The sequence below is a fragment of the Ensifer sp. R-19 genome, assembly GCF_049905105.1.
Lineage (GTDB): Bacteria > Pseudomonadota > Alphaproteobacteria > Rhizobiales > Rhizobiaceae > Ensifer.
This window is the reverse complement of the sequence record NZ_CP184569.1, coordinates 2,350,672-2,373,983: the sequence shown is the minus strand read 5'-3', so window position 1 is coordinate 2,373,983 and position 23,312 is coordinate 2,350,672. Positions and strand designations below refer to the sequence as shown.

The following is a 23,312-nucleotide window of genomic DNA, read 5'->3' as shown; positions in this document are numbered from 1 at the left end:
GATGGGCCGGATACTGAAGGAAAAGGACGTCGAGGCGGCGGTCAAGGGCGGTTCCGTCTATGCGGCGGGCGGTGGCGGCTGGGCCGACCATGGGCGCATGCTTGGCTACGCCGCGGTCTCGATCGGCAAGCCGGAGCTGGTCTCGATTGACGAGCTCGACGCCAATGACTGGGTGGCGACGGCAGCCGCCATCGGGGCGCCTGCCTCCACCACGCCCTGGGAGATGCGCGGCGTCGATTACGTCAAGGCCGTGCAGCTTTTGCAGGAGGCGCTCGGCGAGAAGCTCTCGGGCCTGATCATCGGCCAGAACGGCAAGTCCTCGACGCTGAACGGCTGGCTGCCTTCGGCGATCCTCGGCACCAAGGTGGTCGATGCCGTCGGCGACATCCGCGCGCATCCGACCGGCGACATGGGGTCGATCGGCCTTGCCGGCTCGCCCGAACCAATGATCCAGACGGCCGTCGGCGGTAATCGCGACGAGAACCGCTATATCGAACTGGTGGTGCGCGGCGCCACCGCCAAGGTCTCGCCGATCCTGCGCACGGCCTCCGACATGTCCGGCGGCTTCATCGCCTCGTGCCGCAATCCGGTGCGTGCTTCCTATGTCCGGGACAATGCGGCGCTCGGCGGCATCTCGCTGGCGCTTGCGCTCGGCGAAGCGATCATTGCGGCCGAAGCCAAGGGCGGCAGCGCCATCATCGACGCGATCGTCAAAGCAACCAATGGCGCGATCCTCGCCGAAGGTACGATTACCGACAAATCGGTCGTCTATACCAAGGAAGCCTTCGATATCGGCACGGTCACGCTGGGGAAGGGCGCTGACTCGACGGTACTGCACGTGATGAACGAGTATATGGCGGTTGACTCTGCGGAAGGTCGGCGGCTTGCGACCTTCCCCGACGTCATCACCACGCTGTCACCGGAGGGCGAGCCCTTGAGCGTAGGCCAGCTTCAGGTGGGCATGAGGATCTTCGTGCTGCATGTGGCAAAGACGGTGATCCCGCTTTCGTCCAGCGTGCTCGACCCGACGGTTTATCCGTCTGTCGAAAAGGCGATGGGCATCGAGCTTGCCCGCTACGCGCTTTCGGGTCGGAGCTGACGGGAGAGAGCCATGGCACGCGATGCCGGGTTGGAAGAGCTGATCCGCGAGGAGCTCGGCGATCGCGCCGGGCTCTCGGAGAAGGCGATGTTCGGTGGCTGGGCCTATCTGCTGCATGGCAACCTGCTCCTTGGCGCACGCGAGGGTTCGCTGCTGGTGCGGCTCGGCAAGGGCAATGACGGCTGGGCGCTTGCGCTGCCCGATATCGAGCTGATGGTGATGAACGGACGCGCGATGCATGGCTGGGTGCGCGCGGGTGCGGATGCCTATGGCGACGATGCCTTGCGCCGGCGGCTGCTCGATGGGGCGATTGCCTTCGTCGAGACGCTGCCGCCGAAGTGAAGGTTGGTGGTCTGCCCGCCAATAAGTGTTGGCGGGGTTGCCCCTCACCCTAACCCTCTCCCCGCTTGCGGGGAGAGGGGACGTGGCCGCCATTCTCCGCAGTGCGTGTGGCACGCGGTGCGCCATTCACCGGCCGATCGTGGAAGGGGAAACGGCCGCGGTTCGCATTCGGCAACCGAGGCAAACGCAACGCCATCCCCTCTCCCCGCAAGCGGGGAGAGGGCTAGGGTGAGGGGCAGCGACTCCCGCCGACGTAAATGGGGGCAGCGACCTTCTGCCGACATGAATGAGAGGGGCAATCACCCCGCCGAGACAACAATGAGGAACAGGACAATGCCCAAGGCCAACCCCCGTCACCCTGGTTTCCCGATCCCTGGCGGGCCGGAGCTGCGCGCCAAGGGCTGGCGGCAGGAGGCGCTGCTGCGGCTGCTCGAAAATGTGCTCTCCGTCGGCGAGGATCCGGACAATCTCATCGTCTATGCCGCCCTCGGCAAGGCGGCGCGCAACTGGCCGGCGCATCGCGCCATCGTCAAGGCGCTCACCGAGATGGACGAAGACCAGACGCTCATCATCCAGTCGGGCAAGCCGGTGGGGCTGTTGAAGACCCATGCCAAGGCGCCGCTCGTCATCATGGCCAACTGCAACATCGTCGGCCAATGGGCGAAGGCCGAGGTGTTCTACGAATTGCAGCGCAAGGGGCTGATCTGCTGGGGCGGGCTGACGGCCGGCGCCTGGCAATATATCGGCAGCCAGGGGGTGATCCAGGGCACCTACGAGATTTTCATGCGCATCGCCGAGCGCCGATTCGGCGGCGATCTCTTCGGTCGTTTCGTGCTGACGGCGGGGCTCGGCGGCATGGGCGGGGCGCAGCCGCTAGCCGGCCGCATGGCGGGGGCTGCGATCCTCTGCGTTGACATTGATGCGGAGCGGGCGAAGAAGCGCCGGGAGATCGGCTATCTCCAGGAGATCGCGCCGGATCTCGATGCGGCGCTGGCGATGATCGACGCGGCCGTGAAGGAGAAGCGCGCGCTTTCCGTCGGCCTCGTCGGCAATGCGGCGGAAATCTACCCGGAAATCGCACGGCGCGGCATCGTGCCCGACGTGGTGACCGACCAGACCTCGGCGCATGATCTCGTCTACGGCTACGTGCCGAAGGGCATGAGCCTCGACCAGGTGAAGTCGCTGCGCGATGACGGCCAGGGGCAATTGATGGCGGCAAGCCGTGCCTCGATCGTCGAACACGTCAAGGCGATGCTCGACTTCCAGAAAAAGGGCTCGGAAGTCTTCGACAACGGCAACCTGATCCGCACCCAGGCCCGCGAGGGCGGCGTTGCCAATGCCTTCGACATTCCGATCTTCACCGAAGCCTATCTCAGGCCGCTTTTTGCCCGCGCCATCGGGCCGTTCCGCTGGATGGCGCTGTCAGGCGAGGAGAGCGACATCGCCCGCATCGACGACCTTTTGCTGGAGATGTTCCCGGACAACAAGATCATCACCAACTGGATCAAGCTCGCACGTCAGCATATCCCCTTCGAGGGCCTGCCGGCCCGCATCGCCTGGCTCGGCCATGGCGAGCGCACGGCACTGGCGCGGCGCGTCAACGAGCTGGTCGCATCCGGCGAACTCAAGGGACCGATCGCGTTCTCGCGCGACCATCTCGATGCCGGCGCCATGGCGCACCCGAACATCATGACCGAGCGGATGAAGGACGGATCGGACGCGATCGCCGACTGGCCCTTGCTCGACGCCATGCTGCTCTGCTCGTCGATGGCCGATCTCGTCGTCGTGCATTCCGGCGGCGGCGGCTATGCCGGCTATATGACCAGCTGCGGCGTGACCGTCGTTGCCGACGGCACGGCTGAGGCCGACGAGCGGCTCGACCATGCGCTCACCAATGATACCGCTCTCGGTGTCATCCGCTATGCCGATGCCGGCTACGACGAGAGTTTCGAGGAGATTGCTGCCAAGGGCATCGGGCATGTGAAGGTGTGAGACGAGGCGTGAGAGGTTTCCCGAGTGGAGCCTCAATAAATCCTTGATTCGAGCCGTTTTAATCTGTGCGCCTGGTGATTGCGAGTGCATGAAGCAAAAACATGAAATGTAGAAATAGTGCGGAAAAAGTAGATGTAGCGATATTTGAAACTGTCTTGTGAAGGCCGAGCATAGTAAACTGGCCTTTGTCAACAAGAATTCCGTCAGAGTCTGCAATAGATACCGCCGGCGATCCGGATCCAAAATAATATATATAGAAAACAAATGCTATAATAGAATTTACGAATATCATGTCTGAGATCATCAATGATCTAAAAAGAGTATAATTAGATATTGAACCAGAGATGTTGTTAATAAGTTCAACTATGGCAAATATTATCGCTAGCCAAGCGGTGAGAAGTGCGGACCTCAAGAATATTCCAAATATAATTGGCATTGCCATGTGTTGAGAAAAATAAACAATACCAGCGTCAATGATAAATGCCATAAATAGTACAAATATTATGCATAGAAATCTGATGAATAAGATAGTTGAGGTGCGCTGCATATTCCATCCAGGTGGAAACTACGCTCATAATGCGAGTTTTTTCACTTTATTTCAGGGGTGCCCGAGCCTCAGAAATACCGCCTGCCATTCGCCAGTCACCATCTGCAGAAGTACAGTCGTGTCCGACTTAAATGATTATCGCGAGAATGGAGACGGCTCCAATTATCAGAAAGGACGTTAAGAGGCGCTTATTTCCCCTTTTCTTGATGTTCCTAATGAGCACTTCAAAATTAGTTCCGTCAATGGTCTGGCTGACGGATTTATGGCGAGACGCGTTGAGCCCCGCACTAAACGGCCATCTCGCCTCCATCCATCATCAGGAACCGGACGGGCACGTACTATCTACGCCTTGGTGCAAGGCGTGGCGCGCGGTACAATGCGCTCCCTGCGGCTCTGGGGGGCACCGATGACATCGAGCTTCAATGTGCAGAGTGCGACCGGCTATGAACAGTTGATGGGGCGGTGGAGCCGGCAGCTGGCGCCGCCCTTCATCGATTTTGCCGGCATTGCCGACGGCGAACGGGTGCTGGACGTCGGCTGCGGCACCGGGAGCCTGACCTTTGCGCTGCCGCACGCGGCCGATCTCAGCGAGATTACCGCGATCGATTTTTCCCCCGTCTTCGTCGAAGCGGCGATTAAGGCCAACACCGATCCGAGGATCAAGATTCAGCAGGCCGATGCCTGCGCGCTTCCCTTTGCCGATGCTTCTTTCGACCGGGCGCTGGCGCTGCTGGTGCTGCATTTCGTTCCAGAGGCGGGAAAGGCGGTTGCCGAGATGCGCCGGGTCACGCGGCCGGGCGGCGTGGTCGCCGCCGTGGTCTGGGATCACCTTGGCGGCATGCCGGGCATGCGCATGGTGCTCGATACGGCGGCGATGCTCGATGAGAATGCGGAACAAATACGCAGCCGATATTGCTTCCAGCCGATGATGCGGCCGGGTGAGATGATGCAGAGCTTTGCCGCGCATGGCCTTGAAAAGGTCGAGCAGACGTCGCTGATGATCCGCATGGACTATCAGTCGTTCGAGGATTTCTGGCAGCCGATCGCGGCGGGCGAGGGACCCTTGGGCAAATATGTTGGCTCGCTGGATCAGGGACTGCGGGCAAAGGTCGACGCGGCAGTACGCGCGGCCTATGAGGCCGGCCAGCCTGACGGCCCACGGTCCTTTGCGGCGGTGGCTTGGGCATGCCGGGGGACGGTTCCGGAGGCTTGATAAGGTCGCCAACCTCATCCCTGTGCTCGTCACAGGGATCCAGCAGCGGCGCGTCGGTGGCGCGAAAGGCACCTTCGATCCGGCGTTCTCAAAAGTCATTCACGGCGCGGACGCGCCGTGGCTGGATTTCTGTGACAAGCACAGAAATGAGGGAGGATAGGAGACGCGCCTAACCAGCCCAGTTGTCCGTGGCTTTGTTGCGCCAGAAATGAAGGAAGTGCGGTGTCGCCGCCGCACTTCGAAACCTAAAGGGGACGCGACGTCAACGTCCGGTCTTCACACCACCGTCTCGCCGCCATCCACCACCAGGATCTGGCCGGTCATGTAGGAGGAGCGGTCGGAGACGAGGAAGAGGATCGACTCGGCGATCTCGTCGACACTTGCCCAGCGGCCGAGCGGCACCTTTTCGCGGATATAGGATTCGATCGCGCCGCGCCCGCCCATCTGGGCGATGAAGGGCTCGTTGAAGGGCGTGTCGACCCAGCCGGGGCAGAGCGCGTTGACCCGGATGCCGTGGCGTGCGTAGTCGCCGGCCATCTGCTTGGTCATGGCGATGACGGCGTGTTTGGTGGTGGTGTAGGCGATCATCTCGCGATCATAGAGCACGCCTGAGGAGGACGAGGTATTGACGATGACGCCGCGGCCGGCCGCCCTCATCGACGGCACGACGAGGCGTGCGGCCATGAAATGGGCGCGGACGTTGAGGTTCCAGGAACGGTCGAAGCCCGAAATCTCGACCTCTTCGAGATCGCCCGCCACTTGAGCGCCGGCATGGTTGTGCAGAATGTCGATGCTGCCGTGGCGATAGAGGATATCGGCGATACCATCGCTGAGCGCTGCGTCGTCGGTGACGTCGATCGCCAGCGCCTCGGCGCTGCCGCCCTTGGCGGCGATCGCCGCGACGGCGGTGCTGGCAGCCGCAAGGCTGCGGTCGACGACGACGACATGGGCGCCCTCGCGCGCCATGATGGCAGCACCCGCCTGACCGATCCCGGAGCCGGCTCCGGTCACGATCGCGACCCGGTCTTTCAGGATCATGGTTTCACTCCCCGGATTTTGTTTTCTTCTCTCGCATCAGGATGCGGGCGGTCAGGATCAGAAGCAGCGAGGCGACAAGCACCAGCGTCGCGATCGCGTTGATCTCGGGCGTCACGCCGCGGCGGATCGAGGCGAAGACGTAGATCGGTAGCGTGGTTTTCGAGCCCGCGACGAAGAAGGCGATGATGAAATCGTCGAAGGAGAAGGTGAAGGCCAGAAGAAAGCCGGCGAGGATCGACGGCAGGATCTGCGGCAGCACGATCAGCCGGAAGGTCGTGAGCGGTGTCGCGTAAAGGTCGCTCGAAGCCTCGACGATATCGCGGCCGAGGCTGGCGATGCGGGCCTTCACGATCATCGTCACCAGCGCCATCGAGAACAGGCCGTGGGCGGCGATGATCGAGCCGTAGCCGAGGCCGAGCTGCGGCGGCTGATCGCCCGGCCAGATGGTGGCGAGCGCCGGATTGATGAAGGAGAAGACGGCGACCAACGCCACCAGCGTCGCGATGCCGATGACGACGCCGGGCACGACGATTGCCGCTGCAAAGAGCGCATCGAAGATCGCCCGGTTGCGCGGCGCCAGCCGCTCCATGCCAAGGGCCGCCATGGTGCCGAAGATCGCCGCAAGCGTGGCGCTGGTGAAGGCGATTAGCAGGCTGTTCTGCAAGGCCGAGACCAGGAAGGTGTTGCCCAGCGCCTTGCCGTACCAGGCGGTCGAAAACCCGGTGAACTCGCTGGCGTTACGCCCGGCGTTGAAGGAGAACAAGACGACGAGCGCGATCGGCGCGTAGAGGAAGAGATAGACGGAAGAGATAAAGGCGCGCATCAGACGAGATCCACCTGTCTTGTGCCGGCAACGCGGAAGGCAATGCGCATCGCCACCATCAGGATCACCACGACAACGGCAACGAGGGTGACGGCGATCGCCGAGCCGAAGGGCCAGTTGCGCGATTGCAGGAAGAGATCGACCAGTGCATTGCCGATGAAGAACACTTTGCCGCCGCCCAAGAGCTGCGGGATCAGGTATTCGCCAAGAAGCAGGATGGTCACCAGCGCGACACCGGTCATCACCCCTGGTAGCGACAAAGGCAGGGTGACGCCGAAGAAGGTCGAGACCGGCTTGGCGCCGAGATCGGCGGAGGCTTCGAGCAGCCGGCGGTCGAGTTTTTCGAGGCTCACATAAATCGGCATGATCATTAGCGGCAGGTAGCCGTAGACGATGCCGAGCAGCACGGCCCCGGGCGTGTTGAGCATCCTCACGTCCTCGATGCCGATCATCGACAAAAGGTTCGGGATGCCGCGCGAGCCAAGGATGTACATCCAGGCATAGGTGCGCACGAGCAGGCTGGTCCAGAAGGGTACGACCACCAGCGATACGAGGATCAGCCGGTAGCGCGGGTTCGCCTTGACCGCGAGATAATAGGCGACCGGATAGGCGATCAGCAGGCAGGCGAGCGCGCCGATCGGCGCGAGAACGAGCGTGTTCCAGAAGGCCGCCGCACGTGTCGGCAGGTTGGCGAACTGGGCAAAGGTGAAGGCCGCCTGATAGCCGCCTTCCGGTGCGCGTTCGCCGAAAGCGAAGACCAGCATGGCGATGAATGGCAGCACGAGGAAGATCATCAGCCAAGCCGCCGCCGGCGCCACCAGCGCCGCCGTCACCAGGTTTCTCTTCGTGTTCGTTGCCGCGGGCATAAAGTTCATCCGTTCGAGTTTCAGTCGTGTTTCGGTCTGCTTGGCGCGGTGAGGGAAAATGCCCCTCTTCTGCACACAGTGGGTAAGCGCCCCTCATCCGGCCTGCCGGCCACCTTCTCCCCGCTTTCGGGGCGAAGGACACTCGTGGCCCTCGCTTGGTCCCTCTCTTCCGACAGAAGCAAGAGGGCAGGGAGCTCGCCGCTTGTTCCTTCTCCCAGCAAGCGGGGAGAAGGTGCCGGCAGGCGGATGAGGGGCAATTTCCAGGTTCAAGCCGACTTGAAGCGCGCCATCAGCTCTGCGCGGCCGGGGTCGGTCAGCGTCACGGCGGCGCCGAATTCGAGCGGGGTCAGCGATGCCTCGTCCGGATAGACGATCTTGTTGCCGGTCACGTCGGCCGGCAGCAGCTTCAGCACGCGGCTGTCGGTGGTTGGTGCGCCGTTGGCGATGTGCTCCTTCATGGCGTTTTCCGGCGCCATCAGATAGTTCAGCAGGGCATAGCCAGCGGCCTTGTTGGCGGCACTCTTCGGGATCGCGTAGAAATCCGACCAGATTTCACCACCGTCCTTGCCGAGCACGAACTGGATTTCCGGCATGTCGCGGTTGAGCTGGGCGCCGTCATTGGTCCAGCACATGGTCATCCAGGCATCGGTCGCGCGCATCGACGGCTGGTAGTCGCTGTTGATGGCGTAGAGATGCGGCTTCACCTTGATCAGCAGCTCCTCGGCCTTGGCTAGTTCGTCCGGCTTGATCGAGTTGAAGGAAAACCCAAGCGATACCAGCGCATTGCCGATGGTGGTGAGCTGGTAGTCGTGGACCATGGCGTGGCCGTCGGCCTCGGTCATGGCGATCTCGAAGAAGTCCTTCCAGCTGGTCACCGGCGTCTTGATCTTTCCGGAGTTGAGCGCGATGCCGGTTGTGCCCCAGTTCTTCGGCACGGCATAGGTCTTGCGGTCGACGACGCCTTCGTTTGTGAAGCGCGCCGTCTCGGTCGAGGCGTCGTAATTCGGCAGCTTCGACAGATCGAGCTCGTCGATGAGGCCGAGCTTCACATAGGTGGAGATCGTGTAGTTGGTGGGAACGAAGAGGTCCCAACCGGTGCCGCCGGCCTGGAGCTTCGCCAGCATTTCCTCGTTGGAGCCGAAGACATTGACCTCGACGGCAACGCCGGTTGCCGCCTGGAAGGCCTCGAACGTCGCGGGGTCATGGTAGTTCGGCCAGGTGGCGATCGACATCTGCGTGCCGAGATCGCCGGCGAAGGCGGTGGAATTGAAGAGGCCCGGCTGGCGCGCGAGAACTGCGGTCGCAAGCCCGAGGCCGGTGACGCCGAGGAAGTGGCGGCGCGTAACCGAGCCGCGCTTCAGGCGCATCAGTTCGTCCGAGAGCTGATCGGCGGTGATAGGGGCATTTTCTCTGTACCATTTGCTCATGACGCTGTTCCCTTTATCGTTTGACGTTCATGCGTAGGCGGCAGAACCGGCTTGGTGAGGCCGGGAGAGTTCAGGCTGGAAAGACGTGCAGCGCGTTCGGATCGAAGGCGAGGCCGACCTTTTCGCCGGGCTCCACCAGTTCGCTGTCGCCGAGCGTGCGACGGTCGGCCGTCACCAGGAAATCGCCGAGCCCGTCGACCGCGACGGAGTATTCGACGGCTGAGCCCAAAAAGATCCGGTGAGTGACGGTGCCGGCAAGCGCGTCTGCGCTGGCGGCGCCGTTGCGCGTCAGGCGGATCGCTTCGGGCCTGAGCGCCACCGTTGCCGCACCCTTCGTTCCATTGACGGCAGGGGTGGCGAAGCGGGCGCCGTTGGCAAGGACAAGCGACGAGGCGCCGTCGACGGTCGCATCGATGCGGTTGGTCTTGCCGACGAAATCGGCGACGAAGAGGCTTGCGGGACGATCGTAGATCTCCTGCGGCGGGCCGACCTGGACGATGCGGCCGGCATTCATGACGCAGACAAAATCGCTCATCGACAGCGCTTCTTCCTGATCGTGGGTGACGAGCACGAAGGTGATGCCGAGCTCGCGCTGCAGCGTCTGCAGCTCGATCTGCATGGCGGTGCGCAACTTCTTGTCGAGGGCCGCCAGCGGCTCGTCGAGCAAAAGCACCTTCGGCTTGTTGACGATGGCGCGGGCAAGCGCCACGCGCTGCTGCTGGCCGCCGGACATTTCATGGATGCGGCGTTTGCCGAAGCCGCCGAGCCGCACCATTTCCAGCGCCTCCTGGGCGCGGCGCGAAATCTCGGCGCCGGCGATGCGCGGCCGCATCTGCCTCAGGCCGTAAGAGACGTTCTGCTCGACGTCGAGATGGGGAAACAGCGCATAGTGCTGGAACACCATGTTGACCGGGCGCCTGTAGGCGGCAACGCCGTTCATCGGCTCGCCGCTGATGAAGACCGTGCCCTCGCTCGGCTGCTCGAAGCCGCCGATCATGCGCAGGCAGGTGGTCTTGCCGCAGCCGGAAGGCCCGAGAAGCGCCATGAAGGCGCCACGCGGCACCTCGAGATTAATGTCCGATACGGCCGTCACGGCGCCATAACGTTTGGCAACCGAACGGAATTCGATGTCGTTCGTCGAAGCGGATGTCACGTCTGTTCCCTGCGGTTGTTTTCGGATGCAGCCAGGAATCTCCCGTCCTGGCACTCCACCGTCATTGATATGCAGCCTAGTCAGCGCGCACCCTGCCGGTATATACCCCGAGAGAGGTATTTCAACGCGGAATGCTCTGTGTGAGGAGTATACCCCGGAGCAGGAAATATCGGCCGGGAGGGCGGTTTGAGCGTCGATCTCGAGGGGCTTTTTCAGGTCATGGCACCGTTGGTGGCAGGTCCTGCGCTAGACGACGAGGCGGTCGGCACCGCCTATCGGCGGCTGATGTCGACGCTGATGACCTTCGACTATGTGGTCGTCTTTGCCTATCGCGCCAAGGAACGGCCGATCGATCTCTTCAGCACCTTCAACGCTAGGGATCACGTCCTCTTCGTCAGCCTCTACCAGGCGGGGCCCTATCTGCTCGACCCGTTCTACCATGCGGCGTCACAGGGCAAGCCGGGCATCTGGCGGATGCGGGAACTGGCGCCTGACCGGTTTTTCTCCTCGGAATATTATCGCACCTACTATGTGCAGACCGGGCTTGCGGAGGAAGTCGGCTTCTTCGTGCCGGTCGACGAGCAGATCACCGTCGTGCTGTCGCTGATGCGGCGCGAGGCGACGGGGCCGTTCAGCGCCGCGGAATTCGCCCTGTTGAAGAAGGTCGAGCCGCTGGTGTCGGCGCTGGTGCGCCATCATTGGGCGGGTCTCGGCCGCCGCTTCGATGCGGCGCTGGCGAAAACCGGCCGCAGCCGCCGCAAGGCGACCCACCCGCCGGCCGATGGCGTCTGGCAGCATCTCAATCTGACGGACCGCGAAGCCTCGATCATCGAGCTGGTGCTGCAGGGCCATTCGTCGGAATCGATCGGCCTCAGGCTCGGCATCTCCACCGGTACGGTCAAGGTTCACCGCCGGAACGTCTACCGCAAGCTCGGCATTTCCTCGCAGACGCAATTGCTGTCGCTGTATCTGAGAAACCTCGGGCAGTAAGCCGTGTAGGCGCCGCCCATCACTGCATGCCCGCCCGTAGCGGCGCCCCGACGGCGCGCCGCGCCGGTCGATGCCGGCTCTCCCAATCCCATTCCTCCACAAACGTGATCGATCGCGCGGCTGATCGCTATTGACATTTTTTGCACGCCATGAAATTTCTTTCATTAACGGATAAAAATATCACGCGGTGCAAAATTTATCATGCAACGCAACAAGGACCGGGTGGAGACAATGACGATTGGCGGGACAGGTATTCGTGACGACGAGACCAGCATGGCGACGCGGGCGGCCTGGCTGCACTATGCCGGCGGACTGACGCAGGCGGAGGTCGCCAAGCGACTCGGCCTTACATCGCTCAAAGCCCACCGGCTGATCATGAAGGCCAACCAGGAAGGGCTGGTGAAGGTCTATATCGACGGCGAAGTCTCCGAATGCGTCGAACTCGAGCAGGCGCTTTCGGCCCGCTTTGGCCTCGACTATTGCGAGGTGGTGCCGGACTTCGATTCCGACGATCTGCCCCTGAAGGCGCTCGGCATTTCCGGCGCGCAGTTCCTGAAGCGCGAGATCGAGCGCGGCGAGACGGCACTGGTCGGCGTCGGCCACGGCCGCACGCTTGCCGCGTGCGTCGAATATCTGCCGCGCATGGCAAGCGGCAACACCCGCTTCGTGTCGCTGCTCGGCGGGCTCACCCGCAAGTTCTCGGCCAACCCGCATGACGTGATCCACCGGCTCGCCGAGCGCACCGGTGCGGAGGCCTATGTCATGCCGGTGCCGTTCTTCGCCAACACGGTCGAGGATCGCGACGTGCTCTTCAGCCAGCGCGGCGTGCGTGAGGTCTTCGATCTCGCCAAGACCGCGGATCTCTTGATGGTCGGCATCGGCACCGTCGAGCGCGAGGCATCGCTGGTCTCGACCGGCATGATCGAGATGAGCGAGATCGAGGAAATCCAGAAGGGCGGGGCCATGGGCGAATTGCTCGGCCACTTCTTCGACAAGGACGGCGCACCAGTCGAAACAGCGTTGTCCGACCGGACCTTCACGCTCAGCCGCGAGGACCTGAAGAACCGCCGCACGGTTGCTGTGGCCGGCGGCAAGATCAAGGAGCCGGCCATTCGCGCCGTGCTCGCAAGTGGACACTTAAGCGGCCTTATCACCGACGAGCGGACGGCACGGGCGCTTGCGGCCGAAAGCGCATGAGGCGCTGAGACATTCGAGGCCATGCGGAGGGCAGGGAGGATCTGCCGTTCGGGTCTCAAAGGGAGGAATACCGGTGGGGTAGCCGGCAGTCGCAATCATACCCGCAACGGAGGAGAAGACGGATGTACGAGAAGGAGAAGGACCTCATCAGCGCATTCCTGCGTGGGGAGGTGGATCGCCGCGGCATGCTCAAGGGATTGGGGGCTGCAGGCCTGACCGCCGGCACGGCCGGCACGTTGTTCAACATGATGTCGACCCGGGCGCTTGCCGCCGATTTCGACTGGAAGGCGCATTCCGGCAAGAAGCTGAAGCTGCTTTTGAACAAGCACCCGTATGCCGATGCGATGATCGCCAACCTGCAGGCCTTCAAGGACCTGACGGGCATCGAGGTCACCTATGACGTGTTCCCGGAAGATGTCTATTTCGACAAGGTGACGGCGGCGCTTTCGTCGGGCTCGGCCGAATACGACGCCTTCATGACCGGCGCCTACATGACCTGGACCTATGGCCCGGCCGGCTGGATCGCCGACCTCAACGAATGGATCAAGGATCCGACCAAGACCAATCCCAACTACAATTGGGACGATTTCCTCGCAGGCGTGAAGAACTCCTGCGCCTGGAACGGCCAGCCGGGTGGAGCGCTTGGGTCGGAAGACGCCAAGCAATGGTGCATTCCGTGGGCGTTCGAACAGAACAACATCACCTATAACCGCGAGATGTTCGACAAGGCCGGCGTCGAATTACCGAAGAACCTCGACGACATGATCGCGGTCGCGGCCAAGCTGCAGAAGGACATCGGCGGCATTTACGGCATCGGTGTGCGTGGTTCGCGCTCCTGGGCGACGATCCACCCGGGCTTCCTGTCGGGATATGCCAACTTCAACCAGAAGGACCTGAACGTCGGCGCGGACGGCAAGCTGTCGGCGGCGATGAACACCGCGGAATCGAAGGCCTATCACGCCAAGTTCGTGCAGATGATCCAGGAAAGCGGCCCGAAGGACTGGTCGACCTATACCTGGTATCAGGTCGGCACCGACCTTGGCGCCGGCGCATCGGCGATGATCTTCGACGCCGATTGCCTGGGCTACTTCATGAACGGCGGCGACAACAAGATGGCTGGCAAGCTCGGCTATGCCGCCTTTGCCGCAAACCCGGAAGCGACAGCCTCGACGCCGAACATCTGGATCTGGTCGCTCGCCATGTCCAACTTCTCCAAGGATAAGGACGCCACCTGGTACTTCCTGCAATGGGCCTCCGGTCCGGAGCATGCGCTGTTCGGCGCCACCAAGATGGACTTCGTCGATCCGGTTCGCCAGTCGATCTGGAAGGACGAGATCTTCCGCGAGAAGCTGAACGGCAAGTATCCGGGCTACGTCGAAATGTTCGACGCTTCGGCCGCCGGCGCCTCCATCAAGTTCACGCCGCAGCCGCTGTTCTTCGACGTCACCACCGAATGGGCGGCGACGCTGCAGAAGATGGTCGCCAAGCAGGTGCCTGTCGATGAAGGTCTCGACCAGCTTGCAGAAAGCATCAACCGCCAGCTCCAAGAGGCGGGTCTCGGCTGATAGGCCTCCCAAGCGATGCCCGGCGCTTGGATGCGCCGGGCATCCCGAGATGCCGGTTGAGCCGGCCTGTTGCGACCGGTTTGAGGTTGCACCGAAATCAACCCGAGATGCCGAGGGACTGGCGCGGCGCCTATAGGCTCCCGCGTGCCGCGTGCTCTTTAAAGACTTCAGGAACGGAGCTCGACATGGCTTCAACAGAAATCCTCCGCAGACCGGCCTCCGGTTTCAGGATCAGCAGGAAGATGCTTCCCTACGTGCTGAGCCTGCCGGCGTTGCTCGTGTGCATCGGCATCCTCATCCCGTTCTTCACGGCGGTAATCTATTCCTTCCAGCGCTATCGGCTGAGCCAGCCCTGGGCGCGCCAGTTCAACTGGGGCGAAAACTATCTCAACTTCGTCACCGACCCGGCCTTCTGGAACACGCTCAAGGTGTCGCTGCTCTATGCCGGGCTCACCGTGACGCTGGAACTCTTGCTCGGTCTCGGCATCGCGCTGCTTTTGCAGCGGCGCTCGACGGTCAACAACTTCATCTCGATTATGCTGCTTCTGCCGCTGATGATCGCGCCGGCGCTCGCCGCCTTGATGTGGAAGCTGATGACCAATCCGAGCTTCGGCATCCTCAGCTATCTCGCAAGCCTCATCGGCCTGCATGATTTCCGCTGGGCGTCCTCGCCGGACACCGCGCTTCTGACCGTCGTTCTCGTCGATATCTGGGTCTACACGCCCTTCATCATGATCCTGCTTCTGGCGGGCCTGCGCTCGCTGCCGACGCAGCCCTTCGAGGCGGCGGCCCTCGACGGCGTGCCGCGCAGCTTCGTCTTCTTCCGCATCACGCTGCCGATGCTGACGCCCTATATCCTGACGGCGACGCTCTTCCGGCTGCTCGACAGCATCCAGCAGTTCGACATCATCTACGCGATGACGCAAGGCGGGCCCGGCAACACGCTCACCGTCTTCCAGGTCGAGGCCTATCTCAACTTCTTCCAGTCGACCAATGTCGGCCGTTCGGCAGCGCTGCTGATCATCCTGTGGGCGATCACCTACACGCTGTCCAACGTCTTCATCAAGAACTGGCTGCGGCTGCGCGAGCGCGCTCGCGGCGAAGCGTAAAGGAGGGACCAATGGAAACCATGTCTCCGCTCGAACGGGTCTTGCGCGGTCTCGCCCTCACGCTCGTCGTCGTCTTCTTCATGTTCCCGATTTTCTGGATCTTCCTGATGTCGTTCCAGACGAACGAGACGATCCTCGCAATCCCGCCGTCGATCGTGTTCTCGCCGACACTGTCGAACTACGCGGCGCTGATCACCGGCAAGCTGCAGACGGCGGCCGGTACGCTCGACATTGCCTTCATGCGCAATCTCGGCAACTCGATCTTCCTGTCGGTCGCCTCCGTTGCCGTAGCGCTGGTGCTCGGCGTGCCCGCGGCCTATGCGTTTGCCCGCCACAAGTTCAAAGGTTCGGAGGACATCGCGTTTACGCTGCTGTCCTTCCGCTTCGCGCCGCCTCTCCTGGTGCTACTGCCGCTGACGCAGTATTTCCAGTGGCTCGGCCTCTCCAACACCTATTTCGGCCTGATCTGGGTCTACCAGCTCATCTGCCTGCCACTCATCCTCTGGATCGTGCGCGGCTACTTCGAGGATATCTCGGCCGACGTCGAATATGCCTATCGCATCGCCGGCCATTCTTGGTTTGCGACGTTCCGCAAGATTGCTCTGCCGCTTGCCGGACCGGGCATTGCCGCTGCCGGCCTGCTCGCCTTCATCTTCGCCTGGAACAATTTCGTCTTCGCGCTGGTGTTGGCATCTGCCGACAAGCAGCCGGTGACGGTCGGTGCGCTTGCCTTCGTCACCTCCTCGGGCATCCAATACGGACAGATCGCCGCGGCCATCGTGCTTTCGGTCACGCCGACGCTCGCACTTGCACTCTACGCCCAGCGCTACCTCGTCGAAGGCCTGTCGCTCGGCGCGGTGAAAGGGTAACTCATGACCACGCTGCAACTGAAGAATATCGTCAAGCGCTACAAGAGCCAGACGGTTCTCGACGACTTGACTCTCGACGTCGCCGATGGCGAGCGGCTGGTGCTTTTCGGCCCCTCCGGCGCCGGCAAGACGGTGCTGCTCCGGCTGGTGGCCGGGGTCATCGAGCCCGACGAGGGCCGGGTGCTGATCGGTGGCGAGGACATGACCGACGTCGATGCCGAGCATCGCGGCGTCGGCATGGCCTTCCAGAACTTCGCGCTCTTCCCGCACATGAGCGCTTTCGACAACATCGCAAGCCCGCTGACGGCGACGAGATCGTCGAAGGACAGGATCGCCGCCGGCGTGCAGAAGGTCGCGAAGCTCCTCAAGATCGACCATGTGCTGAGCCATCATCCGAAGGCGCTTTCCAACGGCCAGAAGCAGCGCACCGCGCTTGCCCGCGCGCTCGTCGGCTCGCCGCCGCTTCTGCTGCTGGATGATCCCTTGCGCAACGTCGATGCAAAGCTCCGCTTCGAGATGCGGCTGGAACTGCCGCGGCTGCTCGCGGCGCAAGGCGCCACCGTCGTCTACGTCACCCAGGACTACAAGGAGGCGATGGCGCTCGGTGACCGCATCGCCGTCATGGCCGCTGGCCGCATCCGCCAGGTGGGCACGCCGCAGGAAATCTACAATGCGCCGGCCGATATCGAGATCGCGCGGCTCTTCGGCGATCCCACCATCAACCTGCTCGACGTGGTGCCGCAGCGCAGCGGCGACGGCGTGTTCGTCGAGCTCTCCAATGTCCGGGTGCGGCTTGCCGACTATGATGCCGATGTCGCGGGTAAGGAATGCGTCCTCGGCCTGCGTCCGGAGGCGATCAGCTTTGCCGACGCCGGAGCGCCCGGTGCGATCCCTGTGACGGTGGAGGCGGAGACGCCGCTCAACGAAAAGACCGTGACGCTGGCACTGACCGCCCGCGGCCGCGAAATCCTGGTGTCGCGTCCAGCTGGTACGCCTGGTCCGGTCGCCGGCCCGGCCCATATTGCCGTCAATGGCTCCCAGGCCTTCCTCTTCGACAAGACGAGCGGCGCCCTGCTGCCGCGCGCCGACCTCGCAGCCAAGCGCAATGGAGAAGCGGCATGACCGACACCGCTCTTTTGATCAAGGACGTCGACAAATTCTACGGCCCCGTCGACTACGGCGTGCACGCCGTGAAGAAGCTGAACATGGATGTTCAGAAGGGCGAGATCATCGCGCTGCTGGGCTCGTCCGGCTGCGGCAAGACCTCGACATTGCGCATGATCGCCGGCTTCGAGGCGGTCTCGCGTGGCACGATCTCGCTTGCCGGCCGGCCGGTGCAGACCTTGCCGCCGGTGCGCCGCAACGTCGCCATGGCGTTTGAGGGCTATTCGCTCTACCCGCCGCTCACGGTGCGCGAGAACATCGCCTTCGCGCTCAAGGCTTCGAAGCTTTCGCAGGGTGTCGTCGACGAGAAGGTCGCTGGTATCGCCAAGCTTTTGGAGATCGAAGACATTCTCGGGCGCTATCCAAGCTCGATCTCCGGCGGCCAGCAGCAGCGCGCCTCGCTTGGGCGGGCTCTCATCCGCGATGCCAGCCTGCATCTGCTCGACGAGCCGATGGGACAACTGGAGCCGCAGCTTCGCGCGCTGCTTCGCGGCCGCATCAAGCACTACATCAAGGAGCGCGGGCTGACGGCGATCCTCGTCACCCACGACCAGACCGAGGCCAACGCGCTCGCCGACCGCATCGCCGTCATGGAAGGCGGGGTGCTGCAGCAGTTCGACACCCCGCAGAAGATCAAGGAGCGGCCGGCCAATCTCTTCACCGGCACCTTCGTCGGCGAGCCGCCGATGAACGTCTTCGAGGCCAGCGTTTTGGGATCGGAGAGCAAAGTTGCCTTCGGCCTCAAGGATGGCGTGCGGCTCGAATATCCAGCCTCGGACTTCTCGCATGCGGTGCGTGATGCGCTGGTTCAGCGGCAGAAGGTGGTGCTCGGCATCCGGCCCTATTCGGTGCGCCGCAGCGCCGACGGCGTCACCGGCCGCGTGGCCGTCAACCAATGGCTGGGTGACCAGACCCATATCGCCGCGGATTTTGCCGGCGGCACCATGGTGCTGGTCGAGCACGACCGGACGGAGCTTGATGTCGGCCAGCCGATCGGTATCCATCTCGACCCGTCGAGCCTGCATGTCTTCGACGGCGAAAGCGGCCGGGCGATCAGCCATGGACAGGAGCTCGCCTGATGCGGGATATCCTCATCGGCATAGATGCGGGTACGTCGGTCATCAAATCGGTGGCCTTCGACCTGCGCGGTCGGCAGATCGCCATGGCGGCCCTGCCGAACGCCTATGAGGCCGTGGGCCGCGCCGGCAGCGTGCAGGATCTCGACCGCACCTGGGCCGATGCGGCCGCGACGCTCAAGCAGCTCTCCGACAAGATCGAAAACCTCCCTGGCCGTGTTGCCGCGATCGCGGTGACCGGTCAGGGGGATGGCACCTGGATGATCGACAGGGCAGGCGAGCCCGTTGGCAAGGGCTGGCTCTGGCTTGATGCGCGCGCCGGCGAGACGGTGGAGCGGCTACGCGCCGACAGCGGTGATATCGCCCGCTTTCTAAGCACCGGCGTGGGGCTCGCCGCCTGCCAGCAGGGCCCGCAGCTTCGCTGGATGCACGACCATGCGCCCGACATGTTGAACGGCGTCGCAACGACGTTCCATTGCAAGGACTGGCTCTATTTCAGGCTGACCGGCAAGCGCGCCACCGACCCGTCCGAGGCCAATTTCAGCTTCGGCAATTTCCGCACCCGCAGCTACAATGACGACGTCATCGCCTTCCTCGGCCTCGAAAAGCTGAAACATGTGCTGCCGGAGATCGTCGATGGTGCCTCGACCCATCACCCGCTCTCAGGCGACGCGGCGAAGGCCACGGGCCTCATCGAGGGCACACCCATCGTGCTCGGTTACGTCGATGTCGTTTGCACCGCGCTGGGCGCTGGCCTCTATGATCCCGGCACCGATACCGGCTGCTCGATCATCGGTTCGACCGGCATGCATATGCGACTGGCCAACGGTGCCGACGATGTGCGCCTCAACCGCGATTTGACCGGCTACACCATGTGCATGCCGATCCCGGGCACCTATGCGCAGATGCAGTCGAATATGGCAGCGACGCTCAACATCGACTGGATCCTGTCGGTGGCATCCGGCCTGCTCAAGGGCATGGGCGTCGAGAAATCCAAGAACGAACTGCTTTCCCATGTCGACGGCTGGCTTGCGGACGCCAAGGACACGCCGCTGATCTTCCAGCCCTATATCTCGGAGGCGGGCGAGCGCGGGCCTTTCGTCGACGCCTCGGCCCGCGCCTCCTTCGTCGGCCTCTCGATCACCCACGGTTTCGGCGACATGGTGAAGGCGGTCTTTGACGGGCTCGCCATGGCGGCGCGCGATTGCTACGCGGAGATGGGGCCGCTGCCGGCGCGCATCCGGCTGACGGGTGGTGCTGCCCGCAGCGCCTCGCTCCGCCGCATCCTCGGTGCGGCGCTCGGCGCCAGCGTCCAGACGAGCGAACGGGAAGAGGCGGGTGCTGCCGGTGCTGCGATGATCGCCGCTGTATCGCTCGGCATCTATCCCTCGATGGCCGATTGCCTCGGCGATTGGGTCACCCCCTACCAACGACCGGCGGAAGCCGCCGATCCGGTGCTTAGCTGTCGCTTTGACGAACTCTTCCCCGCCTACCAGCAGTCGCGAACAGCGCTCAGACCCGTCTGGCACGCACTCTCCCAAAGTGCTGACGCCGGAAATCAACAGGAAACACCGAAATGAAGAAGATAGCCATTATCGGCGACCGGTTCATGCTGCCGGATGTGTTCCGCGACAAGATCGTCGAGGCGACCGGCAACGGCCATGACATCCGCACGCTCGAACTGCCCTGGCCCGATGTGCCGATGGAGCACGGCTATGCCGTCGAAGGCATGGACGGGCTGAAGGAATACCTCGGCAAGCCCGAGGACATCGTCGAATTCATCGGTGACGCGGAAATCCTGGTGACGCAGCTGGCGCCGCTGTCGCGAGGGATGCTTGCGGCACTGCCCGGCCTCAAGCTCGTCGCGGTCTCGCGCGGCGGACCTGTGAATATCGACATGGGTGCGGCGCGCGACGCAGGTGTGCGCGTCGTCAACACGCCCGGCCGCAATGCGAGCGCCGTTGCCGAATTCACGCTCGGCGCGATCCTCGCCGAGACGCGGCTGATCCGCACCGGGCATGAGGCGCTGCGCAAGGGCGAATGGCGCGGCGATCTCTATCGCGCCGACCGCACCGGCCGCGAACTCTGCGAAATGACCGTTGGCGTCATCGGTTACGGCAATATCGGCACGAAGGTCGTGCGTCTGCTGCGCGCCTTCGGCACCAAGGTGCTGGTGCACGACCCCTATGTGCAGCTTTCGGCGGACGACCTCAATGCTGGCGTCGAGCAGGTCTCGCTCGACGATCTTCTGTCCCGCTCGGACCTCGTGACGCTGCATCCCCGCGTCACGGAGGAGACGCGCAATATGATGAACGCCGAGACCTTCGCCAAGATGAAGCCGGGCACGATCTTCGTGAACACGGCGCGTGGCCCGCTCTGCGACTACGACGCGCTCTATGAAAACCTGCTGAGCGGCCATCTCTCGGCGGCGATGCTGGAGACCTTCGCCGTGGAGCCGGTACCGGAGGATTGGCCGCTGCTGCAACTCCCCAATGTGACGCTGACGCCGCATATCGCCGGCGCCTCGGTGCGCACCGTGACCTTTGCCGCCGAAATGGCGGCCGAGGAAGTCCGCCGCTACATCGCCGGCCTGCCGCCGGTTCATCCCTGCTGAGGTGACAGTTATGAGCGAACGCGAACTGCGCCAGTCGATCGTCGACCATTGCCGCCACATGAACGCCATCGGGCTCAACCAGGGCACGTCGGGCAATATCAGTCTGCGCCACGGCGAGACCATGCTGGTGACGCCCTCGGGCATTCCCTATGACGAGATGACGGCCGAGATGATCGTCGCCATGCCGATCGAGGGCGAATACGGAAGCTGGTCAGGGCCGAAGAAGCCGTCGGTCGAATGGCCGTTTCACCTGGATATCCTGCGCGCTCGGCCGGAGGTCGGTGCCGTCGTCCACACCCATGCGATGTATTCGACCATTCTGGCGATCGCCCGCAAGCCGATCCCGGCCTGCCACTACATGATCGCGGCCTTCGGCGGCAGTGATGTGCGCGTCGCGGACTACGAGCGCTATGGCACCAAGGCGCTCTCCGACAGCGTCTTGCGCGCCCTCGAAGGCCGCAGTGCCTGCCTGATGGCGAACCACGGCATGATCGCGACCGGCGCGAGCCTGGAGAAGGCGATGTGGGCGGCGGTCGAGCTCGAGACGATCGCCAAGCAGTACTACCACACGCTGCTGATCGGCGGCCCGGTGCTCCTGTCGGAGGCCGAGATATCAGGCGTGATCGAGGGCTTCTCCACCTATGGCCTGCAGGACAAGACGAAGGCGGCGTGAGGCATGGCGGCGATGGCGACAGGAGTAACGACGGTGGGTTCCGAGACCAGAGTGTATGATCTGTTTGTCATCGGCGGCGGCGTCAATGGCGCGGGCATTGCGCGCGACGCCGCCGGGCGAGGGCTTTCGGTTCTCTTGTGCGAGAAGGACGATCTGGCGCAGGGCACGAGCTCGCGTTCGGGCAAGCTGGTGCATGGCGGTCTGCGCTATCTCGAATATTACGAGTTTCGTCTGGTGCGCGAGGCGCTGATCGAACGCGAGGTGCTGCTTCAGTCCGCGCCGCACATCATCTGGCCGATGCGTTTCGTGCTGCCGCACAACCCGGAGGATCGGCCGGCCTGGCTCGTGCGGCTCGGGCTCTTCCTCTATGACCATCTCGGCGGACGCAAACGGCTGCCGGGGACGCGGAGCCTCAATCTTTCGACCGCGCCGGAGGGCGCGCCGATCAAGCGCGAATACCGCAAGGCGTTCGAGTATTCCGACTGTTGGGTGGATGACGCCCGCCTCGTCGTCCTGAACGCGCTCGATGCCCGCTCCCGTGGCGCCCGGGTCTTGACGCGCACCGCCTGCAGCGCGATCCGCCGGCGCGACGGGCTCTGGTTTATCGAGATGACCGATACGCGAACCGGCGCCAAGACCGAGGCGAGGGCACGGTGTGTGGTCAACACGGCCGGCCCCTGGGTCAACGACGTGATCGGCCGGATCGGCGGGCTGAACTCCAGCCGCAGCGTGCGCCTCGTCAAGGGTAGCCACATCGTCGTGCCGAAGTTCTGGGAGGGGCGGCAGGCCTATCTGGTCCAGAACCCGGACAAGCGGGTGATCTTCATCAACCCCTATCAGAACGATCTGGCGCTGATCGGCACGACGGACATCCCCTATGAAGGCCGGCCGGAGGACGTATCGGCCGACGGCAACGAGATTAGCTATCTGCTGAAGTCGGTAAACCGCTACTTCAAGCAACAACTGACCTCTGACGATATCGTCTATAGCTTCTCCGGCGTGCGCCCGCTCTATGACGACAACGCCGAGAACCCCTCCGCCGTCACCCGCGACTATATTTTCGAGGTCGATGCGGCCGATGGCCAGGCGCCTCTGCTCTCGGTCTTCGGCGGCAAGATCACCACGTTCCGCAAGCTTTCCGAACATGCATTGGAACGGCTGAAACCCTTCTTCCCCAAGATGGGACCGGCCTGGACGGCACGCGCCCATCTGCCGGGCGGCGACATGGCGGATGCCGATTTCGAGCAGTTCCTGGGAGATCTCAAGGCACGCTACCGCTTTCTGCCCGCCGATCTCGCCAAGCATTATGCGCGGCTCTATGGCACCAGGACGCATGCGCTGCTTGCCGGTGCCACCGCGGTCGAGGATCTCGGGCCGGCCTTCGGCTCGCTCCTTCGCGAGCGCGAGGCGCGCTTCCTCATCGACAACGAATGGGCGCTGACGGCGGACGACATTCTTGACCGTCGGACCAAACACGGCCTGCACATGACACTGGCCGAGCGGCAGGCCTTCACCCATTGGCTGGAACGTCAGCAGGCGGCGGCTTGAAGGAGAC

Annotated in this window: 20 protein-coding genes; 15 read left to right on the top strand and 5 right to left on the bottom strand. The window is 63.3% G+C overall.

The genetic code is table 11. The annotated features are described in order from the left end of the window. The first annotated feature begins 1 nt into the window (after window position 1). The 4 genes from ACN9MO_RS11650 (at window position 2) to ACN9MO_RS11635 (ending at window position 5,193) form a co-directional block, all read left to right on the top strand. The gene (locus ACN9MO_RS11650; protein ID WP_112996843.1) at window positions 2-1,099 is read left to right on the top strand and encodes a DUF917 domain-containing protein; all 1,098 of its coding nucleotides are present in this window, start codon (window positions 2-4) and stop codon (window positions 1,097-1,099) included. Window positions 1,100-1,111: 12 nt separating this feature from the next. Continuing rightward, window positions 1,112-1,441: a TfoX/Sxy family protein gene (locus tag ACN9MO_RS11645; RefSeq protein WP_058321830.1), complete on the top strand. Its 330-nt coding sequence runs from the start codon at window positions 1,112-1,114 to the stop codon at window positions 1,439-1,441. 333 nt (window positions 1,442-1,774) lie between these two features. After that, window positions 1,775-3,433: a urocanate hydratase gene (locus ACN9MO_RS11640; protein ID WP_112994756.1), complete on the top strand. Its 1,659-nt coding sequence runs from the start codon at window positions 1,775-1,777 to the stop codon at window positions 3,431-3,433. A gap of 953 nt (window positions 3,434-4,386) precedes the next feature. Further along, window positions 4,387-5,193, top strand: a complete 807-nt coding sequence (locus ACN9MO_RS11635) for a class I SAM-dependent methyltransferase (protein ID WP_093234423.1) — start codon at window positions 4,387-4,389, stop codon at window positions 5,191-5,193. A gap of 276 nt (window positions 5,194-5,469) precedes the next feature. Here ACN9MO_RS11635 and ACN9MO_RS11630 read toward each other — a convergent pair whose 3' ends face one another. The 5 genes from ACN9MO_RS11630 to ACN9MO_RS11610 all read right to left on the bottom strand — a co-directional run bounded on the left by ACN9MO_RS11630 (window position 5,470) and on the right by ACN9MO_RS11610 (window position 10,500). Next, entirely contained in the window at window positions 5,470-6,231 is a 762-nt protein-coding gene (locus ACN9MO_RS11630; RefSeq protein WP_112994758.1) for an SDR family NAD(P)-dependent oxidoreductase, read from the bottom strand. A 4-nt stretch (window positions 6,232-6,235) separates the two neighbouring features. Then, window positions 6,236-7,054, bottom strand: a complete 819-nt coding sequence (locus tag ACN9MO_RS11625) for an ABC transporter permease (protein WP_057253338.1) — start codon at window positions 7,052-7,054, stop codon at window positions 6,236-6,238. After that, window positions 7,054-7,920, bottom strand: a complete 867-nt coding sequence (locus ACN9MO_RS11620) for an ABC transporter permease (RefSeq protein WP_058321833.1) — start codon at window positions 7,918-7,920, stop codon at window positions 7,054-7,056. The genes ACN9MO_RS11625 and ACN9MO_RS11620 overlap by 1 nt, the downstream gene beginning before the upstream one ends. Before the next feature lie 266 nt (window positions 7,921-8,186). Beyond that, complete coding sequence (locus ACN9MO_RS11615) at window positions 8,187-9,347, bottom strand: polyamine ABC transporter substrate-binding protein (RefSeq protein ID WP_425984926.1); 1,161 nt, start codon at window positions 9,345-9,347, stop codon at window positions 8,187-8,189. Window positions 9,348-9,417: 70 nt separating this feature from the next. Beyond that, on the bottom strand, window positions 9,418-10,500 hold the full coding sequence (locus ACN9MO_RS11610; protein WP_112994759.1) for an ABC transporter ATP-binding protein: 1,083 nt from the start codon (window positions 10,498-10,500) through the stop codon (window positions 9,418-9,420). A gap of 219 nt (window positions 10,501-10,719) precedes the next feature. Between ACN9MO_RS11610 and ACN9MO_RS11605 the strand changes: the two genes are divergently transcribed. From ACN9MO_RS11605 to ACN9MO_RS11555, 11 genes are all read left to right on the top strand, one after another. Then, window positions 10,720-11,490, top strand: coding sequence for a helix-turn-helix transcriptional regulator (locus tag ACN9MO_RS11605; protein WP_375374107.1), 771 nt, complete (start codon window positions 10,720-10,722; stop codon window positions 11,488-11,490). A 231-nt stretch (window positions 11,491-11,721) separates the two neighbouring features. Continuing rightward, a complete protein-coding gene (locus tag ACN9MO_RS11600) occupies window positions 11,722-12,687 on the top strand; it encodes a sugar-binding transcriptional regulator (RefSeq protein ID WP_162733647.1) in 966 nt (321 codons plus the stop codon). Between the two features lie 122 nt (window positions 12,688-12,809). Further along, window positions 12,810-14,252 (top strand): extracellular solute-binding protein, encoded by a 1,443-nt coding sequence (locus ACN9MO_RS11595; RefSeq protein WP_113133000.1) that lies wholly within the window; start codon window positions 12,810-12,812, stop codon window positions 14,250-14,252. A gap of 185 nt (window positions 14,253-14,437) precedes the next feature. Beyond that, on the top strand, window positions 14,438-15,361 hold the full coding sequence (locus ACN9MO_RS11590) for a carbohydrate ABC transporter permease (protein ID WP_058321837.1): 924 nt from the start codon (window positions 14,438-14,440) through the stop codon (window positions 15,359-15,361). An 11-nt stretch (window positions 15,362-15,372) separates the two neighbouring features. Beyond that, window positions 15,373-16,230 carry a carbohydrate ABC transporter permease gene (locus ACN9MO_RS11585; RefSeq protein WP_057253349.1) on the top strand — a complete coding sequence of 286 codons (858 nt, stop codon included), beginning with the start codon at window positions 15,373-15,375 and terminating at the stop codon, window positions 16,228-16,230. A gap of 3 nt (window positions 16,231-16,233) precedes the next feature. Further along, complete coding sequence (locus ACN9MO_RS11580; protein WP_113132999.1) at window positions 16,234-17,352, top strand: ABC transporter ATP-binding protein; 1,119 nt, start codon at window positions 16,234-16,236, stop codon at window positions 17,350-17,352. Next, window positions 17,349-18,473, top strand: coding sequence for an ABC transporter ATP-binding protein (locus ACN9MO_RS11575; protein ID WP_113132998.1), 1,125 nt, complete (start codon window positions 17,349-17,351; stop codon window positions 18,471-18,473). Before ACN9MO_RS11580 ends, ACN9MO_RS11575 begins: the two co-directional genes overlap by 4 nt. Further along, the gene (locus tag ACN9MO_RS11570) at window positions 18,473-20,050 is read left to right on the top strand and encodes an FGGY-family carbohydrate kinase (RefSeq protein WP_113132997.1); all 1,578 of its coding nucleotides are present in this window, start codon (window positions 18,473-18,475) and stop codon (window positions 20,048-20,050) included. The genes ACN9MO_RS11575 and ACN9MO_RS11570 overlap by 1 nt, the downstream gene beginning before the upstream one ends. Further along, entirely contained in the window at window positions 20,047-21,084 is a 1,038-nt protein-coding gene (locus ACN9MO_RS11565; protein WP_112994763.1) for a 2-hydroxyacid dehydrogenase, read from the top strand. The genes ACN9MO_RS11570 and ACN9MO_RS11565 overlap by 4 nt, the downstream gene beginning before the upstream one ends. Before the next feature lie 10 nt (window positions 21,085-21,094). Continuing rightward, complete coding sequence (locus ACN9MO_RS11560; RefSeq protein WP_093234432.1) at window positions 21,095-21,757, top strand: class II aldolase/adducin family protein; 663 nt, start codon at window positions 21,095-21,097, stop codon at window positions 21,755-21,757. Window positions 21,758-21,769: 12 nt separating this feature from the next. Further along, window positions 21,770-23,305, top strand: a complete 1,536-nt coding sequence (locus ACN9MO_RS11555; RefSeq protein ID WP_112994825.1) for a glycerol-3-phosphate dehydrogenase — start codon at window positions 21,770-21,772, stop codon at window positions 23,303-23,305. The last annotated feature ends 7 nt before the right edge of the window (window positions 23,306-23,312 follow it).

Excerpts from the sequence above, each read along its gene's own strand:
- ACN9MO_RS11650 (WP_112996843.1), top strand. The coding sequence starts at position 2 with ATGGGCCGGATACTGAAGGAAAAGGACGTCGAGGCGGCGGTCAAGGGC.
- ACN9MO_RS11645 (WP_058321830.1), top strand. The coding sequence starts at position 1,112 with ATGGCACGCGATGCCGGGTTGGAAGAGCTGATCCGCGAGGAGCTCGGC.
- ACN9MO_RS11640 (WP_112994756.1), top strand. The coding sequence starts at position 1,775 with ATGCCCAAGGCCAACCCCCGTCACCCTGGTTTCCCGATCCCTGGCGGG.
- ACN9MO_RS11635 (WP_093234423.1), top strand. The coding sequence starts at position 4,387 with ATGACATCGAGCTTCAATGTGCAGAGTGCGACCGGCTATGAACAGTTG.
- ACN9MO_RS11630 (WP_112994758.1), bottom strand. The coding sequence starts at position 6,231 with ATGATCCTGAAAGACCGGGTCGCGATCGTGACCGGAGCCGGCTCCGGG.
- ACN9MO_RS11625 (WP_057253338.1), bottom strand. The coding sequence starts at position 7,054 with ATGCGCGCCTTTATCTCTTCCGTCTATCTCTTCCTCTACGCGCCGATC.
- ACN9MO_RS11620 (WP_058321833.1), bottom strand. The coding sequence starts at position 7,920 with ATGCCCGCGGCAACGAACACGAAGAGAAACCTGGTGACGGCGGCGCTG.
- ACN9MO_RS11615 (WP_425984926.1), bottom strand. The coding sequence starts at position 9,347 with ATGAGCAAATGGTACAGAGAAAATGCCCCTATCACCGCCGATCAGCTC.
- ACN9MO_RS11605 (WP_375374107.1), top strand. The coding sequence starts at position 10,720 with ATGGCACCGTTGGTGGCAGGTCCTGCGCTAGACGACGAGGCGGTCGGC.
- ACN9MO_RS11600 (WP_162733647.1), top strand. The coding sequence starts at position 11,722 with ATGACGATTGGCGGGACAGGTATTCGTGACGACGAGACCAGCATGGCG.
- ACN9MO_RS11595 (WP_113133000.1), top strand. The coding sequence starts at position 12,810 with ATGTACGAGAAGGAGAAGGACCTCATCAGCGCATTCCTGCGTGGGGAG.
- ACN9MO_RS11590 (WP_058321837.1), top strand. The coding sequence starts at position 14,438 with ATGGCTTCAACAGAAATCCTCCGCAGACCGGCCTCCGGTTTCAGGATC.
- ACN9MO_RS11585 (WP_057253349.1), top strand. The coding sequence starts at position 15,373 with ATGGAAACCATGTCTCCGCTCGAACGGGTCTTGCGCGGTCTCGCCCTC.
- ACN9MO_RS11580 (WP_113132999.1), top strand. The coding sequence starts at position 16,234 with ATGACCACGCTGCAACTGAAGAATATCGTCAAGCGCTACAAGAGCCAG.
- ACN9MO_RS11575 (WP_113132998.1), top strand. The coding sequence starts at position 17,349 with ATGACCGACACCGCTCTTTTGATCAAGGACGTCGACAAATTCTACGGC.
- ACN9MO_RS11570 (WP_113132997.1), top strand. The coding sequence starts at position 18,473 with ATGCGGGATATCCTCATCGGCATAGATGCGGGTACGTCGGTCATCAAA.
- ACN9MO_RS11565 (WP_112994763.1), top strand. The coding sequence starts at position 20,047 with ATGAAGAAGATAGCCATTATCGGCGACCGGTTCATGCTGCCGGATGTG.
- ACN9MO_RS11560 (WP_093234432.1), top strand. The coding sequence starts at position 21,095 with ATGAGCGAACGCGAACTGCGCCAGTCGATCGTCGACCATTGCCGCCAC.
- ACN9MO_RS11555 (WP_112994825.1), top strand. The coding sequence starts at position 21,770 with ATGGCGACAGGAGTAACGACGGTGGGTTCCGAGACCAGAGTGTATGAT.